This window comes from Pseudomonas sp. LB3P31 (assembly GCF_054897945.1).
Genome location: NZ_CM142710.1, coordinates 5,452,011 through 5,466,552, shown reverse-complemented (window position 1 = coordinate 5,466,552; position 14,542 = coordinate 5,452,011). Strand labels below are relative to the sequence as shown.

The window sequence follows — 14,542 nt, the reverse complement described above, 5'->3', positions numbered from 1 at the left end:
TTCACCCGCTTGAGCGGTCGTCCGGTGCAGGGCGATCGCTTGGCGGTTGCCCGTAGGAGATGGAGTTGATCCACCACAGCACTTCTCCCCCCGGGGTCTGCACCACCGCCTCGTCGCCCACCTGCTTCTTCAGCAATGCGCGCGCCATCGGTGAATCGATCGAGATGTAATCGTTTCGCCCGTAGATTTCGTCATAGCCCACCACGCGAAATTTTTTCACCTCTCCTGCCTCGTTCTCAATCTCGACCCAGGCGCCGAAAAACACTTTTCCTTCTTGCTCCGGCGAATACTCCACCACCCGCACGTCTTCCAGCCGCTTGCGCAGGTAACGCACCCGCCGATCAATCTCTCGCAGCAGCTTCTTGTTGTACTGGTAGTCGGCATTCTCGCTGCGGTCACCCAGCGACGCGGCCCAGGTGACCTTGCGCGTGGTGTCGGGACGCTTCTCTCGCCACAGGTAATCGAGCTCCTGTTTCAGCGCGTCATGACCTTCCTTTGTGATGATGTTGGTACTCAAATCGGGTGTCTCCTCAAGCGAATCACCCATTGGCGGCACTGAAAAAAAGAATTCTCTCTTCTGCGCAAGCGGGCGAGCAATGAAATTCTGATGTCTCAAATAGATAGCCGCGACTGCTCAATTGTTTCTATCTTAGCGCCGAGGATCACCGATAGTTTTATGGCGTTTTCGCAGGCAAAAAATAATTACCTAGCTAACATGTTGTTACTAAGGCCAATAAATTGGCATTTGGTTGTCACGCCAACCCCCCTTTTCAACACCCTGACATCTGGTGGGAGGACGCCATGATCGTGCAGCAGCTGCTTCAGAAAAGCCAAACGAAGATTCGCCAGAATGGATTATCCAACGCGGTTCACCAGCTGTTGTTGAAGACGGTCAACGTCTTCATGCTGTTCAAGATTCTGCGCGGGGTGACCCTGCAGAAAGTCGAAGACAAGTTTCTCGACTATCCCTCGAATTTCAAGCCGATGTTTCTCAGTGAACAGACGTTGCGCCACTACTCCCGCGATCCGGTGAACGAAATGTCCGAGAGCTTCATCGACGAGTCACTGGCCAAAGGCGACCAGTGCTACGGCATATTCGATGGTGGCGTACTGGCCTCCTATGGCTGGTACTCGCAACAACCAACCCATATCGATCCACCGGAACTGTTCCTGCACTTCAGCCCATCCTTCGTCTACATGTACAAGGGCTTCACCCATCACGAATACCGTGGCCAGCGTCTGCACGCCATCGGCATGAACCTGGCGCTCAAGCACTACCTCGAAAAGGGCCACAAGGGCCTGGTCTCCTATGTCGAGTCGAGCAACTTCGATTCGTTGAAGTCCATCTACCGCCTGGGCTATTTGAACGTCGGCTCGATCTACCTGGTGCGCCTGTTCGGCCGCTATCAGAGCTTTACCAGCAAAGGCTGTGAACCCTACGACCTGGCGTTGAAGGGGCTGGCCTGAGCAGTCGATAATGCGCCGGAATTCAGCGTCGGGTAATCAGCCCCTGGCGGGCCACCCGGGTTAACTGCGCGATCACTTCGACCGCGTCTGCCAGGCTCGGCGACTGGATCACTGCCAGGTCGAAGCTGTCACTGGAGAAACGCGCCAGTGATTCCCCGTCTTCGACAAACTGGATCAGGAAAGCTGCGGGACCACCGGTGCGACGGGGCCAGCCATCGAGATAACGCAGGAGCGTCGGCTGATGTTTGCCGCCAAGCAGGATTTTTGGATTGCGCTGGGTGAGGTGTGCCGTGATCGGCGCGGGGCGTACAACGGGGCTTAGTGCATTCATCGTGTCGTGTCTCTGCCTCAAAGGTCTGCATGGCAGGTGAGAGGCAACACCGAACCAGCGCTTTAGCGGAATTTCGAAGCCTGTTTCCAAGCTTCTATCGGTGACTGATCGAGTCACCTGGCGCCCCGCAAGTAGCTGTTTAAATCGGCGCATGAGCAGCATCCTAGAGAAGCTGACTAGCCAGTGTCAAGAATGACGCGCAACAAAATAGGCCCGCAGTAGGCGGGCCTTTTCGTTGAGCCAGAGCGGTTAGCCGGCGATGGCGCGGTCTGCCGAGAGCTTGCCGGCACCTTCGATCAGGACGGCGATGCTACCGCCGAGCAGAGCCAGGGCAAATTCATAACCGTTGTTGGCCATGAACAGGCCATTGCTGATGTGCACGCTGAAGATCGCGACCAGCGACAGGAACGTCAGGCCCAGTGCTGCCGGCCGCACCAGCAGGCCGATGATCAATGCCAGGCCGCCGAAGAACTCGGTGCCCCCGGCCAGCGTGGCCATCACATAACCCGGGGTCAGGCCCAGGCTTTCCATGTACTGCGCAGTGCCGGCCAAACCGTAACCGCCAAATGCGCCAAACAGCTTTTGCGCGCCGTGGGCCGCGAAGATGATGCCGACGAAGATCCGCAGGACAGTCAAGCCGTAGCCGGCGCGGGTAAACAGTACCTTGTTGATCAGTGAGTTCATGCTGTGTCATCCATTCTTGGTTTGAGTGTTGGTTGGCCGCCATATTAATCAACTAAATTCATGATAAAAGCGGAATTATTCCACCATATCAATCAGTTTAGTCGATCATTTGCGCACGGCAACTTTTTGCCCCTGGGGCTCCAACGACTCCCGCTCCCGATCGAACGCCAGGTAATACTTGTTCACGCTATTAACATAGCTGACAGGGCCCATTCCGACCTGCTCCATGGCAATGCGCTCGACCTGGAAAAACCACTGGTTGGGATTCAGGCCTCGGCGCCGAGCCTCGGCGCGCATGCCCTGGACCCGCTCCGGCCCGATGTTGTAAGCCGCCAGCACAAACGCCATGCGCTCACGTTCATTGAGCTTGGGGCTGGCAAAAAATTTGCGGCGGATCATCGCCAGGTACTTGGCCCCTGCCAGCACATTGGCATCGAGCTCCTGGATGTTGTTGACGCCTACCCGCTGCGCCGCCGCAGGTGTTATCTGCATCAGCCCGGTGGGGCCGCTGCCGCTGCGGGCATTGGGCTGCAGGCCGGATTCCTTGAACGCCAGCGCCGCCAGGTTCAACCAGTCCATGCCCTGGGCATCCGCGTGCTTCTGCAACACCGGGCGCAACTTTTCCAGGCGCTGACGATTGGCCTTGGCCAGCGGGTAGTGCACCTGATACAGGCGCCGATAGATCCGCAGGAATGCCACGTCCTGGTCCGACGGCGTCTTGTAGGTCAGCAGGAACCGGTCGATGCTCGCCCGCAACATCGAAGCATCGCGCCGCACAAACCAGAACTCTTCCCCGGGATCGCTGATCTGCACCTGCCGGTCGAGGCGTAGCTTGGGCAGGATCTTGCCCCAGCGCTCGGCGATCGGTTGTTCGACGATGGTCAGATGGAAGATGCCGCCCTGGACCATTTCCAGCACGTCCTCGACCGCGAGGCTGGGATCGACCCACTCGACGTTCACCGGTGGCAATTTATGCAGCGCGAGCTTCTGGTTGATCTGACTGACCGCATCGCCGGCGGCGCTGCCCGTGGGCAAGGCCAGGGTCTTGCCGGACAGTTGCTCCAGGCGGGTGTAGCGCCGCTCGCCCTTGATCCCCACCAGAACCAGCGGGATATTGCTGGCAATCGGTTCGCTGGTGCTGATGGCATGACCGGGTTGCAGATCCAGCAATTCCCCCGGTGCCACCAGGTCACCCTCGCCGCGCTGCAATGCGCCGATCAACTGATCCTTGCCCTTGGGGATGATCTTGAGGGTAATTTCCTGGCCGTCACGGGCGTGCCCATTGAGGTATTGTTCAAAGGCGCGCAGGCGATGGTATTCGACGCCGATGGCTTGGCCCTCGACTTCCCCGGAGCTGTTGCGACTCTGATTGACCAGCACGCGCAACACCCGGCTGCTGCGGATCTCCGCCAGGTCACGGACCTTGGCCGCGGGCACGGCCTGCAGCGGGCCGGCCAGACGTGCAACCGCCGGCATCGGCAGCAGCAACGACAAACACAGCAGTAGCAACACCGAGGGACGGGTCATCCACTCTCCGGAAAGAATACTGGGCCGATTTCAAGGAATGAGGGAAATCGAACGTCAGAAAAACAGCTGACAAAGCGCGCAAACCGGCAGCGAACGGGTCAACCGACCTGCACGACCTGCCTCGCGGCATCAAGAGACAGCTATAACTGTTTGTAGTTCTTGGCTTTTCTTATAAATCTGGAGCTCTGATATGCTTTCCGGCCTTTGGTCCGAGGTAGCACCATGCAACTCATCGATATCGGCGTCAACCTGACCAACCCCAGTTTTGCCGACAAACACCAGGCGGTACTGGATCGCGCCTATGCGGCCGGCGTCTGCCAACTGGTACTCACGGGAACCAGCGTTGAAGGCAGCGAACAGGCTCTGGAGCTGTGCCAGCAACTCGACGAAAGCGCCCAGCGCCTGTTCGCCACTGCCGGTATCCATCCGCACTCCGCCAGCGACTGGAACGCCGACAGCGCCCGGCGCCTGCGCAGTTTGCTCAAGGAACCGAACGTGGTGGCCGTGGGTGAATGCGGGCTGGATTTCAATCGTGATTTTTCGCCACGCCCACAACAGGAAAAGGTCCTGGAGGAACACTTGGCCATGGCGGTTGAACTGCAGTTGCCGGTGTTCCTCCACGAACGCGATGCCAGCCAGCGCCTGCTGGATATCCTGCGCGACTACCGCGACCAGTTGCCGGCCGCAGTGGTGCACTGCTTTACCGGCGAGAAAAAAGCCCTGTTCAGCTACCTCGACCTGGATTTGCACATCGGCATAACCGGGTGGATCTGCGATGAGCGCCGGGGCACGCATTTGCACCCACTGGTCAAGGAGATCAAGCGCGGACGGTTGATGCTGGAGAGTGATGCCCCGTACCTGCTCCCGCGCAGCTTGCGGCCGAAGCCGAAAAACGGCCGTAACGAGCCGGCGTATCTGACTGAGGTTTTGCGTGAGGTGGCGTTGCATCGCGGGGAAAGCGAGGAAGACCTGGCAGCGCACAGCACCGCGTGTGCGCGGGCGTTTTATGGACTGCCGACGATCGGCTGACGACTGCAACCCCTGTGGGAGCGAGCCTGCTCGCGATGACGGATTCACATTCAAAATACTTTTTGACTGATAAAACCAATCGCGAGCAGGCTCGCTCCCACAGTGGATCCTTATTGACCGCTACGCATCATCTCCTTCGGCACATACTTGCCGATCTCGAATTTGCCAATCGCCGCACGGTGCACTTCGTCCGGGCCGTCGGCCAGGCGCAAGGTGCGTTGCATCGCATACATGTAGGCCAGCGGGAAATCGTTGGAAACCCCGGCGCCGCCGTGGATCTGGATCGCCCGGTCGATCACGCGCAGCGCCACATTGGGTGCCACCACCTTGATCTGCGCGATCTCGCTCTTGGCCACCTTGTTGCCGACGGTGTCCATCATGTACGCCGCCTTCAACGTCAGCAGGCGCGCCATGTCGATTTCCATCCGCGAATCGGCAATCTTGTCGATGTTACCGCCCAGGCGCGCCAACGGCTTGCCGAACGCGGTACGGCTCACCGAACGTTTGCACATCAGTTCGAGCGCCCGCTCCGCCATGCCGACTGACCGCATGCAGTGGTGAATCCGGCCCGGGCCAAGACGACCCTGGGCGATTTCAAACCCGCGGCCCTCGCCCAGCAGGACGTTTTCAAACGGTACCCTGACGTTTTCAAACAGCACTTCGGCGTGGCCGTGAGGTGCATCGTCGTAGCCGAATACCGGCAGCGGACGGAGGATTTTCACGCCCGGGGTATCTACCGGTACCAGGATCATCGAGTGCTGGGCATGCCGCGGTGCGTCGGGATTGCTCAGGCCCATGAAGATCAGGATCTTGCAGCGTGGATCACAGGCACCCGAAGTCCACCATTTCTTGCCGTTGATCACCCACTCATCACCGTCACGCACGGCGCGGGCCGCCATGTTGGTCGCGTCGGAGGACGCCACGTCCGGTTCGGTCATCGCAAATGCCGAACGAATCTCGCCACGCAGCAGAGGTTCGAGCCAGCGCTGTTTCTGTTCTTCGTTGGCATAGCGCACCAGCACTTCCATGTTGCCGGTGTCGGGCGCCGAGCAGTTGAACGGCTCTGGCCCCAAGAGCGAGCGGCCCATGATTTCCGCAAGAGGCGCGTATTCGAGGTTGGTCAGGCCGGCACCGAGTTCGGACTCAGGCAGAAACAAATTCCACAGCCCCTCAGCCTTGGCCTTGAGTTTGAGTTCTTCCATGATCGCGGTCGGCTGCCAGCGATCGCCTTCGGCGACCTGACGCTCGAACACGGCTTCAGCAGGGTAAACGTAGGTGTCCATGAACGCGGTCACGCGCTCACGCAGTTCTTGCACCTTGGGCGAATAAGCGAAATCCATGGGCAGCTCTACCTTTTAACGGGGGTTTCGATGAGTTGTTCAGGTCGTGAAATTGATGCTAGAACAGTGACGAAAATTTACCTAGCCTATTCTCGGCGTGTATTAACATTCATCACCGATATATGATCCACTGATCGTCAAGGCCATCGAGCCCACACAATAAGAGTGCAGCGCAATGAATCTGAGCAAGGTCGACCTCAACCTTTTCATCGTCTTTGACGCGATCTACACCGAAGCCAACCTGACTCGCGCCGGGCAGATCGTCGGCATCACCCAACCGGCGGTCTCGAACGCCCTGGCCCGCCTGCGCGAGACCTTCAACGACCCGTTGTTCGTGCGCACCGCCCAGGGCATGGTCCCGACCCCTATGGCGCAAAACATCATCGGCCCGGTGCGCAATGCGCTGTCGCTGCTGCGCGTGTCCGTACAGGAAAGTCGCATTTTCAACCCGCTGCAGGCGGTCAAGACCTATCGCATCAGCATGACCGACCTCACCGAGGCCGTTATCCTGCCACCGCTGTTCCAGCGCCTGCGCCGCCTGGCGCCGACCGTTATCATCGAAAGTTTCCTGTCCAAGCGTCGTGAAACCACTAAGGAACTGGCGGCCGGACGTCTCGACTTTGCGGTCGATGCTCCGCTCAATACCGATCCGCAGGTTCGCCACGTCAAATTGATGGAAGACCGTTACGTGTGCGCCATGCGCAAGGGCCATCCGCTGGCGAACAAGGAAAAGTTCAGCCTCGATGACTACCTGTCCCTGACCCACATTCATATTTCCAGCCGTCGCAGTGGCCTGGGCCATGTCGACCTGGCATTGGGCAAGATGGGCATCCAGCGCAAGATCGCCCTGCGCTCGCAGCACTACCTGATGGCTTCACAAGTGTTGCAGCAGACCGACATGGTCATGACCGTGCCGGAGCGCTTCGCCCGCCGCAACGACCTGCATGCCTTCAGTTTGCCGGTGAACGACGTGCCGCCGGTGGAAACTCACCTGTACTGGCATGAGAGCACCGACCAGGACCCGGCGAACCGCTGGATGCGCGAGCAGATGATCGAGTTGTGTCAGCAGGTGACTGCGCATGAGAAGAAGCTGGATAAGGTGTAGGCCCTTGACGTAAACGTCAACCTGCCATTAGCTTAGCGCCATGCCCCTTTTCGAGCGCGCCCATGAGCAGCCAGACCTACAGCATCTCCGACCTCGCCCGCGAGCTGGACATCACCACCCGGGCGATCCGCTTTTACGAGGAGCAAGGCCTGCTCAGCCCGGAGCGACGCGGCCAGGAACGCGTCTACTCGCCCCGGGACAAGGTCAGCCTGAAGCTGATTCTGCGGGGCAAGCGCATCGGCTTTTCGCTGGCCGAATGCCGCGAGCTTATCGAACTTTACGACCCGGCCGGCGGCAACCAGAAACAGCTGCAGACCATGTTGAACAAGATCGCCGAGCGGCGAGATCAGCTTGAACAGCAGATGCTCGACATCGAACAGATGAAGCTGGAGCTGGACACCGCGCAGGAGCGTTGTACCCAGGCGCTGGAACAGACGATCAAGAGCCAGCAGGCAGTGTAGGAACCCAACTACCCACCCTGTGGGAGCAAAGTTTGCTCGCGATTGAGGGCATCTGTTTCAACAGTGATATTGCCTGACAGGCCGCCATCGCGAGCAAGCTTTGCTCCCACAGAGTTTTCTGAACATATAGACAAAACAGGTCGATTCCCATGTCCCTACCCTCTCACGTGCGCCTGGTCGAAGTCGGTCCTCGCGACGGCCTGCAGAACGAAGCCCAACCCATCAGCGTCGCCGACAAGGTGCAACTGGTCGACGCCCTGAGCGCCGCCGGCCTTGGCTACATAGAAGTCGGCAGCTTCGTTTCGCCTAAATGGGTGCCGCAGATGGCCGGTTCTGCAGAAGTCTTCGCGCAGATCCAGCGCAAGCCCGGGGTGACCTACGGTGCACTCGCCCCCAACTTGCGCGGGTTCGAAGACGCCATCGCCGCTGGAGTCAAGGAAGTCGCGGTCTTTGCCGCCGCCTCCGAAGCCTTCTCCCAGCGCAACATCAACTGCTCGATCAGCGAGAGCCTTGATCGTTTTGTCCCGATCATGGACGCCGCCCGGCAACACGGCGTGACCGTGCGCGGCTACGTGTCCTGCGTGCTGGGCTGCCCCTATGAAGGCGCTGTAGCCCCCGAGCAGGTCGCACGGGTCGCTCGCGAGCTATACGCGATGGGCTGCTACGAGGTCTCCCTCGGCGACACCATTGGCACCGGCACTGCGGGCGCGACTCGGCGGATGTTCGACGTGGTATCGGCCGATGTGCCCCGGGAAAAACTGGCCGGGCATTTCCACGACACCTATGGCCAGGCCATGGCCAACATCTACGCCAGCCTGCTGGAAGGCATTTCGACCTTCGACAGCTCGATCGCCGGCCTCGGGGGTTGCCCCTATGCCAAAGGCGCCAGCGGTAACGTCGCTACCGAAGACGTGGTGTACCTGCTCAACGGCCTGGGCATCGACACCGGAATTGACCTGCAAGCCCTGATTCTCGCTGGCGAGCAGATCTGCAGCGTGCTGGGCCGCTCTACTGGTTCGCGAGTTGCCAAGGCGCGTAGCGCACAGTGAGCGGTCGGTTGTGTCGGGGTGTTACCGCCACCCCGGAAGCGTGGGCACAAACGAGTAACACGGAAACAAAATGTGCGATTCAGGTGTCACGCCAAAACCTCATAAATATCTAAGTACTTGTATTTAAAGGATTTTAAAAAGTTGGCACGGCTCCTGCTATCTCTATGGCATAACAAGAATAAAAAGCAGCAAACCAATAAAAATAAGACGTAACGACTCTGACATAACAAGAACAACACGGCAGAGACGCAGCTAACAGATTTTTTTGGAGAAGATGTGCTTTTCAGGGTGCTTCTCGGAGTAACCCGCAACCGGGCAGAGAACAATAAAACTACCTTCAGGTAGCTCCCGAACTGGTTGGATCGCTTGGCGAAAAAGCAGATCAGCGCTCAAAAAAATACGTTTGCTCTTGATCCCGGATGGGGATCGACAAAAACAGCGGTAAAGGGTCACGGTTACCAAAAACAACAACAGACCGCCCCTCAATAATAAAAAAAGAGCACGCGCAACGACAAATTAAAGGGGAGCATTGGCTCCCCTTTGTGCTGTCTGGCATTTAGAAAAACCGACTCCTGCAGGAGCGAGGCTTGCCCGCGAAAGCGATTTTCCATTCAACCTCGTTGTCGACTACCCCTGCACAAGTCCCCTGTAGGAGCCGGCGCAGCCTGCGATCTTTTGATCTGAACCTTCTGCGCCAAGCTCAAAAGATCGCAGCCTTCGGCAGCTCCTACGGTATCGCTTTGAGCTCCTCGATACTGATCTCACGCATGCGGAATTTCTGGATCTTGCCGGTTACCGTCATCGGAAACTCTTCCACGAACTTGAAGTAACGCGGCGTCTTGAAGTGCGCGATGCGCTCTTTGCACCAGGTCTGCAGTTCCTGCTCGGTCGCGCTGTGGCCTGGATGGAATTTGATCCAGGCGACGATTTCTTCGCCATAGCGCGAACACGGAATGCCGATCACCTGCACGTCGGCCACGGCCGGGTGAGTGAAGAAGAATTCCTCCAGCTCACGCGGGTAAATGTTCTCGCCGCCACGGATGATCATGTCCTTGTTGCGCCCGGCAATGCACACGTAACCCTCGTCATTCATGCTCGCCAGGTCACCGGTGTGCATCCAGCCCGCCTGGTCGATGGCCTCTGCCGTGCCTTGCGGATTCTTCCAGTAACCGAGCATCACGCTGTAACCGCGAGTGCACAGCTCTCCGATGGTGCCACGGGGTACCAGGTTGCCCGCCTCGTCGATGATCTTGCTCTCCAGCTGCGGCTGGGTGCGCCCGACAGTGGTCACACGCAATTCCAGTTCGTCCGAAGGGCCAGTCTGCAAGGACACCGGACTGGTTTCCGTCATGCCGTAGGCTATCTGCACCTCGCTCATGTGCATCTCGCTGATCACCCGACGCATCACCTCAATCGGACAGGTCGCGCCAGCCATGATGCCGGTGCGCAGGCTCGACAGGTCGAATTCCTGGCGCCTTGGCTGATCAAGCATGGCAATGAACATGGTCGGCACGCCGTAGAGTGCGGTGGCCTGTTCTTCCGCGACAGTGGTCAGGGTCAGCAGCGGATCGAAGCCATCGTTGGGGTAGATCATGGTGGTGCCATGGGTGATGCACCCCAGGTTGCCCATGACCATGCCGAAGCAATGGTAGAGCGGCACCGGGATCACCAGCCGATCTGCCGCAGTCAGGCCCAGGCTTTCGCCGACCATGTATCCGTTGTTGAGAATATTGTAATGACTGAGGGTAGCGCCCTTGGGGAACCCCGTAGTGCCCGAGGTGTACTGGATGTTCACGGCTTGATCGAAGTTCAGGCTGTCCTGGCGTTCGTGCAGCTGTTGAGCAGACACGCTGGCCGCAAGATCCGCCAGTTGCGACCAGGGCAGGAAACCTGAAGGGGGTTGCGCGTCCAGGCTGATCACCCCGCGCAACTCTGGCAGGCGCTCACTGTGCAATTTGCCGATGGATTGCTCGGCCAGCTCGGGCAACAGCCCCTGGAGCATTTCGTGATAGTTGGAGGTCTTGAAGGCGCCGGCGCAGATCAGCCACTGGCAGCCGGATTGCTTGAGCACGTATTCCAGTTCGGAGCTGCGGTACGCCGGGTTGATGTTGACCAGAATCACGCCGATTTTCGCGCTGGCGAATTGACTGATGCACCACTGGGCGCAGTTGGGTGCCCAGATGCCGAGCCGGTCGCCTGCCTGCAAGCCTAGCGCCAGCAGCGCCCGGGCGTGCAGGTCGACGGCGGCAGACAGTTGCTGCCAGGTGTAGCGCAGCTGTTGATGGCGCACCACCAGCGCCTCCCCTTCCGGGTAACTGGCGACGGTGTTGTCGAACGCCTGGCCCACGGTCATCGCCAACAAGGCTTTGTCCTGGGAGCCGCGGGTATAGCTGCGCTGCGGGCTTGCACTGGGTTGATCCATGACGACCCCTATTGTCTTTATTTATGGGTTGCCGACGCTTACCTGGAGGAAGTGGGACCTGTGGGAGCAAAGCTTGCTCGCGATCGCGGTATAACAGTCGCCATCAAAATGGATGCTAATCCGTCATCGCGAGCAAGCTTTGCTCCCACAGGTTTCACCATCCTCAGGGCTGGTCTGCTTTCTATCTGATCTGTCCCTACTGTCGCTCAAGTTGACGTTAACGTAAAGGGTGATTGACAGCCATTCGTCACAGGCTTACGTTAACGTAAAGGTGAGTGCCGTCACGCCACTCTCCCCATCCTACAAAAAAGCCAAAAGGTGACCCATGAGCTACCCATCCCTGAACTTTGCCCTCGGTGAAACCATCGACATGCTGCGCGATCAGGTTCAGTCCTTTGTCGCCAAGGAGATCGCCCCGCGCGCCGCCCAGATCGACATCGACAACCTGTTTCCCGCTGACCTGTGGCGCAAATTCGGCGACATGGGCCTGCTCGGTGTCACCGTCGCCGAGGAATACGGTGGCGCTGGCCTGGGTTACCTGGCCCACGTGGTGGCGATGGAGGAAATCAGTCGCGGCTCGGCCTCGGTCGCCCTGTCCTACGGTGCGCACTCCAACCTCTGCGTCAACCAGATCAATCGCAACGGCAACCATGAACAGAAAATCAAGTACCTGCCCAAGCTGATCAGCGGCGAGCACATCGGCGCCCTGGCCATGAGCGAGCCGAACGCCGGTTCCGACGTGGTATCGATGAAACTGCGCGCCGACAAACGCGGTGCCCACTACGTCCTCAACGGCAGCAAGACCTGGATCACCAACGGTCCCGACGCCAACACCTACGTGATCTACGCCAAAACCGACCTGGAAAAAGGCGCCCACGGCATCACCGCGTTCATCGTCGAGCGCGACTGGAAAGGCTTCAGCCGCAGCAACAAATTCGACAAGCTCGGCATGCGCGGCTCCAACACCTGCGAGCTGTTCTTCGACGACGTCGAAGTGCCGGAAGAAAATATCCTCGGCGTGCTTAACGGCGGCGTCAAAGTGCTGATGAGCGGCCTCGACTACGAGCGCGTCGTGCTGTCCGGCGGCCCGACCGGAATCATGCAGGCCTGCATGGACCTGATCGTTCCCTACATCCACGACCGCAAGCAGTTCGGCCAGAGCATCGGCGAATTCCAGCTGATCCAGGGCAAGGTCGCCGACATGTACACCCAGCTCAACGCCAGCCGCGCCTACCTCTACGCAGTGGCCCAGGCTTGCGAACGCGGCGAGACCACACGCAAGGACGCCGCCGGCGTGATCCTCTACAGCGCCGAACGCGCCACGCAGATGGCCCTCGACGCGATCCAGATTCTTGGGGGCAACGGCTACATCAATGAATTCCCGGCCGGACGCCTGCTGCGTGACGCCAAGCTGTACGAAATCGGCGCGGGCACCAGTGAGATTCGTCGCATGCTCATCGGTCGTGAACTGTTTAACGAAACCCGCTAACCGGAGTTGTCCATGGCTATCCTGCATACCCAGCTCAACCCGCGCTCGGCGGAGTTCGCGGCCAACAGCGCGGCGATGCTCAAACAGGTCGATGCCCTGCACACCCTGCTCGCCCAAGTCCAGCAAGGTGGTGGCCTGAAGGCGCAAGAGCGCCACACCTCCCGGGGCAAATTGCTGCCTCGTGAGCGCATCAACCGGCTGCTCGACCCCGGTTCGCCGTTCCTCGAAATCAGCCAGCTGGCCGCCTACGAAGTCTACGGCGAGGAGGTTCCAGCCGCCGGGGTGATCGCCGGGATCGGTCGCGTGGAAGGCGTCGAATGCATGATCGTCGCCAACGATGCCACGGTCAAAGGCGGCTCGTATTATCCGCTAACGGTAAAAAAACACCTGCGCGCCCAGACCATCGCCCAGCAGAATCGCCTACCGTGCATCTACCTGGTGGATTCCGGCGGAGCCAACCTGCCGCGTCAGGATGAAGTGTTCCCGGACCGCGAACACTTCGGCCGGATTTTCTTCAACCAGGCCAACATGAGCGCCATGGGTATCCCACAGATTGCGGTGGTCATGGGTTCCTGCACCGCGGGCGGAGCCTATGTACCGGCCATGGCCGACGAGGCGATCATGGTGCGCAACCAGGCGACCATCTTCCTCGCTGGCCCGCCACTGGTGAAAGCCGCGACCGGTGAAGTGGTGAGCGCCGAGGACCTGGGCGGTGCCGATGTGCACTGCAAGATCTCCGGCGTCGCCGACCACTACGCCGAAAGCGACGAACACGCCCTGGCCATCGCCAGGCGCAGCATCGCCAACCTCAACTGGCGCAAGCTCGGCGAAGTCCAGCAACGTACGCCGATCGCCCCGCTGTATGCCAGCGAAGAACTCTACGGCGTGGTATCGGCTGACGCCAAGCAACCTTTTGACGTGCGCGAAGTCATCGCACGGTTGGTGGACGGCTCGGTGTTCGACGAATTCAAGGCGCTGTTCGGGACTACGCTGGTGTGCGGTTTTGCCTACCTGCACGGTTACCCGATCGCAATCCTCGCCAACAACGGCATCCTCTTCGCCGAGGCCGCGCAGAAAGGCGCGCACTTTATCGAACTGGCGTGCCAGCGTGGTATCCCGTTGCTGTTCCTGCAGAACATCACCGGCTTCATGGTCGGCCAGAAATACGAGGCCGGCGGCATCGCCAAGCACGGCGCCAAACTGGTGACCGCCGTGGCGTGCGCCAAGGTGCCCAAGTTCACCGTGATCATTGGCGGCAGTTTCGGCGCTGGCAACTACGGCATGTGCGGACGCGCCTACGACCCACGCTTCCTGTGGATGTGGCCGAACGCGCGGATCGGCGTAATGGGCGCCGAACAGGCTGCCGGCGTGCTGGTGCAGGTCAAGCGCGAGCAGGCCGAGCGTGGTGGGCTGGGTTTCAGCGCCGAACAGGAAGCCGAGATCAAACAACCGATCCTCGACCAGTATGAACAACAGGGACATCCCTACTACTCCAGTGCCCGACTGTGGGACGACGGCGTCATCGACCCCGCGCAAACCCGTGATGTGTTGGCCCTGGCGTTGTCGGCAGCGCTGAATGCCCCGGTCGAACAAAGCCACTTCGGCGTGTTCCGGATGTGATGTTTTCTGTAGGAGCTG

Annotated in this window: 13 protein-coding genes; 7 read left to right on the top strand and 6 right to left on the bottom strand. The window is 59.5% G+C overall.

The window, feature by feature from the left end; all coding sequences use genetic code 11:
• Position 1: 1 nt before the first annotated feature.
• Entirely contained in the window at positions 2-517 is a 516-nt protein-coding gene (gene greB / locus ACYZTK_RS24840) for a transcription elongation factor GreB (protein ID WP_462012245.1), read from the bottom strand.
• Positions 518-801: 284 nt separating this feature from the next.
• Here greB and ACYZTK_RS24835 point away from each other — a divergent pair, with 284 nt between their 5' ends.
• On the top strand, positions 802-1,467 hold the full coding sequence (locus ACYZTK_RS24835; protein ID WP_462012244.1) for a GNAT family N-acetyltransferase: 666 nt from the start codon (positions 802-804) through the stop codon (positions 1,465-1,467).
• 22 nt (positions 1,468-1,489) lie between these two features.
• On the opposite strand, the gene ACYZTK_RS24830 is transcribed toward ACYZTK_RS24835, so the two are convergent.
• The 3 genes from ACYZTK_RS24830 to ACYZTK_RS24820 form a co-directional block, all read right to left on the bottom strand.
• The gene (locus tag ACYZTK_RS24830) at positions 1,490-1,798 is read right to left on the bottom strand and encodes a class I SAM-dependent methyltransferase (protein ID WP_462012243.1); all 309 of its coding nucleotides are present in this window, start codon (positions 1,796-1,798) and stop codon (positions 1,490-1,492) included.
• Between the two features lie 249 nt (positions 1,799-2,047).
• Positions 2,048-2,482 carry a DoxX family protein gene (locus ACYZTK_RS24825; protein ID WP_462012242.1) on the bottom strand — a complete coding sequence of 145 codons (435 nt, stop codon included), beginning with the start codon at positions 2,480-2,482 and terminating at the stop codon, positions 2,048-2,050.
• Positions 2,483-2,587: 105 nt separating this feature from the next.
• Positions 2,588-4,009 carry an MltF family protein gene (locus ACYZTK_RS24820; RefSeq protein ID WP_462012241.1) on the bottom strand — a complete coding sequence of 474 codons (1,422 nt, stop codon included), beginning with the start codon at positions 4,007-4,009 and terminating at the stop codon, positions 2,588-2,590.
• Between the two features lie 222 nt (positions 4,010-4,231).
• On the opposite strand from ACYZTK_RS24820, the gene ACYZTK_RS24815 reads away from it, so the two are divergent.
• Positions 4,232-5,038 carry a TatD family hydrolase gene (locus ACYZTK_RS24815; protein ID WP_462012240.1) on the top strand — a complete coding sequence of 269 codons (807 nt, stop codon included), beginning with the start codon at positions 4,232-4,234 and terminating at the stop codon, positions 5,036-5,038.
• A 110-nt stretch (positions 5,039-5,148) separates the two neighbouring features.
• On the opposite strand, the gene ACYZTK_RS24810 is transcribed toward ACYZTK_RS24815, so the two are convergent.
• Positions 5,149-6,378, bottom strand: a complete 1,230-nt coding sequence (locus tag ACYZTK_RS24810) for an acyl-CoA dehydrogenase (RefSeq protein ID WP_462012239.1) — start codon at positions 6,376-6,378, stop codon at positions 5,149-5,151.
• A gap of 175 nt (positions 6,379-6,553) precedes the next feature.
• Here ACYZTK_RS24810 and ACYZTK_RS24805 point away from each other — a divergent pair, with 175 nt between their 5' ends.
• The 3 genes from ACYZTK_RS24805 to ACYZTK_RS24795 all read left to right on the top strand — a co-directional run bounded on the left by ACYZTK_RS24805 (position 6,554) and on the right by ACYZTK_RS24795 (position 8,993).
• Positions 6,554-7,483: a LysR family transcriptional regulator gene (locus ACYZTK_RS24805; protein ID WP_122839321.1), complete on the top strand. Its 930-nt coding sequence runs from the start codon at positions 6,554-6,556 to the stop codon at positions 7,481-7,483.
• A 62-nt stretch (positions 7,484-7,545) separates the two neighbouring features.
• Positions 7,546-7,944, top strand: coding sequence for a MerR family transcriptional regulator (locus ACYZTK_RS24800; RefSeq protein WP_462012238.1), 399 nt, complete (start codon positions 7,546-7,548; stop codon positions 7,942-7,944).
• Positions 7,945-8,093: 149 nt separating this feature from the next.
• Positions 8,094-8,993, top strand: a complete 900-nt coding sequence (locus ACYZTK_RS24795; protein ID WP_462012237.1) for a hydroxymethylglutaryl-CoA lyase — start codon at positions 8,094-8,096, stop codon at positions 8,991-8,993.
• A 727-nt stretch (positions 8,994-9,720) separates the two neighbouring features.
• Here the strand turns inward: ACYZTK_RS24795 and ACYZTK_RS24790 are convergent.
• The gene (locus ACYZTK_RS24790) at positions 9,721-11,415 is read right to left on the bottom strand and encodes an AMP-binding protein (protein ID WP_462012236.1); all 1,695 of its coding nucleotides are present in this window, start codon (positions 11,413-11,415) and stop codon (positions 9,721-9,723) included.
• 325 nt (positions 11,416-11,740) lie between these two features.
• Between ACYZTK_RS24790 and ACYZTK_RS24785 the strand changes: the two genes are divergently transcribed.
• Both ACYZTK_RS24785 and ACYZTK_RS24780 read left to right on the top strand, forming a co-directional pair.
• Complete coding sequence (locus ACYZTK_RS24785) at positions 11,741-12,904, top strand: isovaleryl-CoA dehydrogenase (protein WP_462012235.1); 1,164 nt, start codon at positions 11,741-11,743, stop codon at positions 12,902-12,904.
• A gap of 12 nt (positions 12,905-12,916) precedes the next feature.
• Positions 12,917-14,524, top strand: coding sequence for a carboxyl transferase domain-containing protein (locus ACYZTK_RS24780; RefSeq protein WP_462012234.1), 1,608 nt, complete (start codon positions 12,917-12,919; stop codon positions 14,522-14,524).
• Positions 14,525-14,542 lie beyond the last annotated feature (18 nt).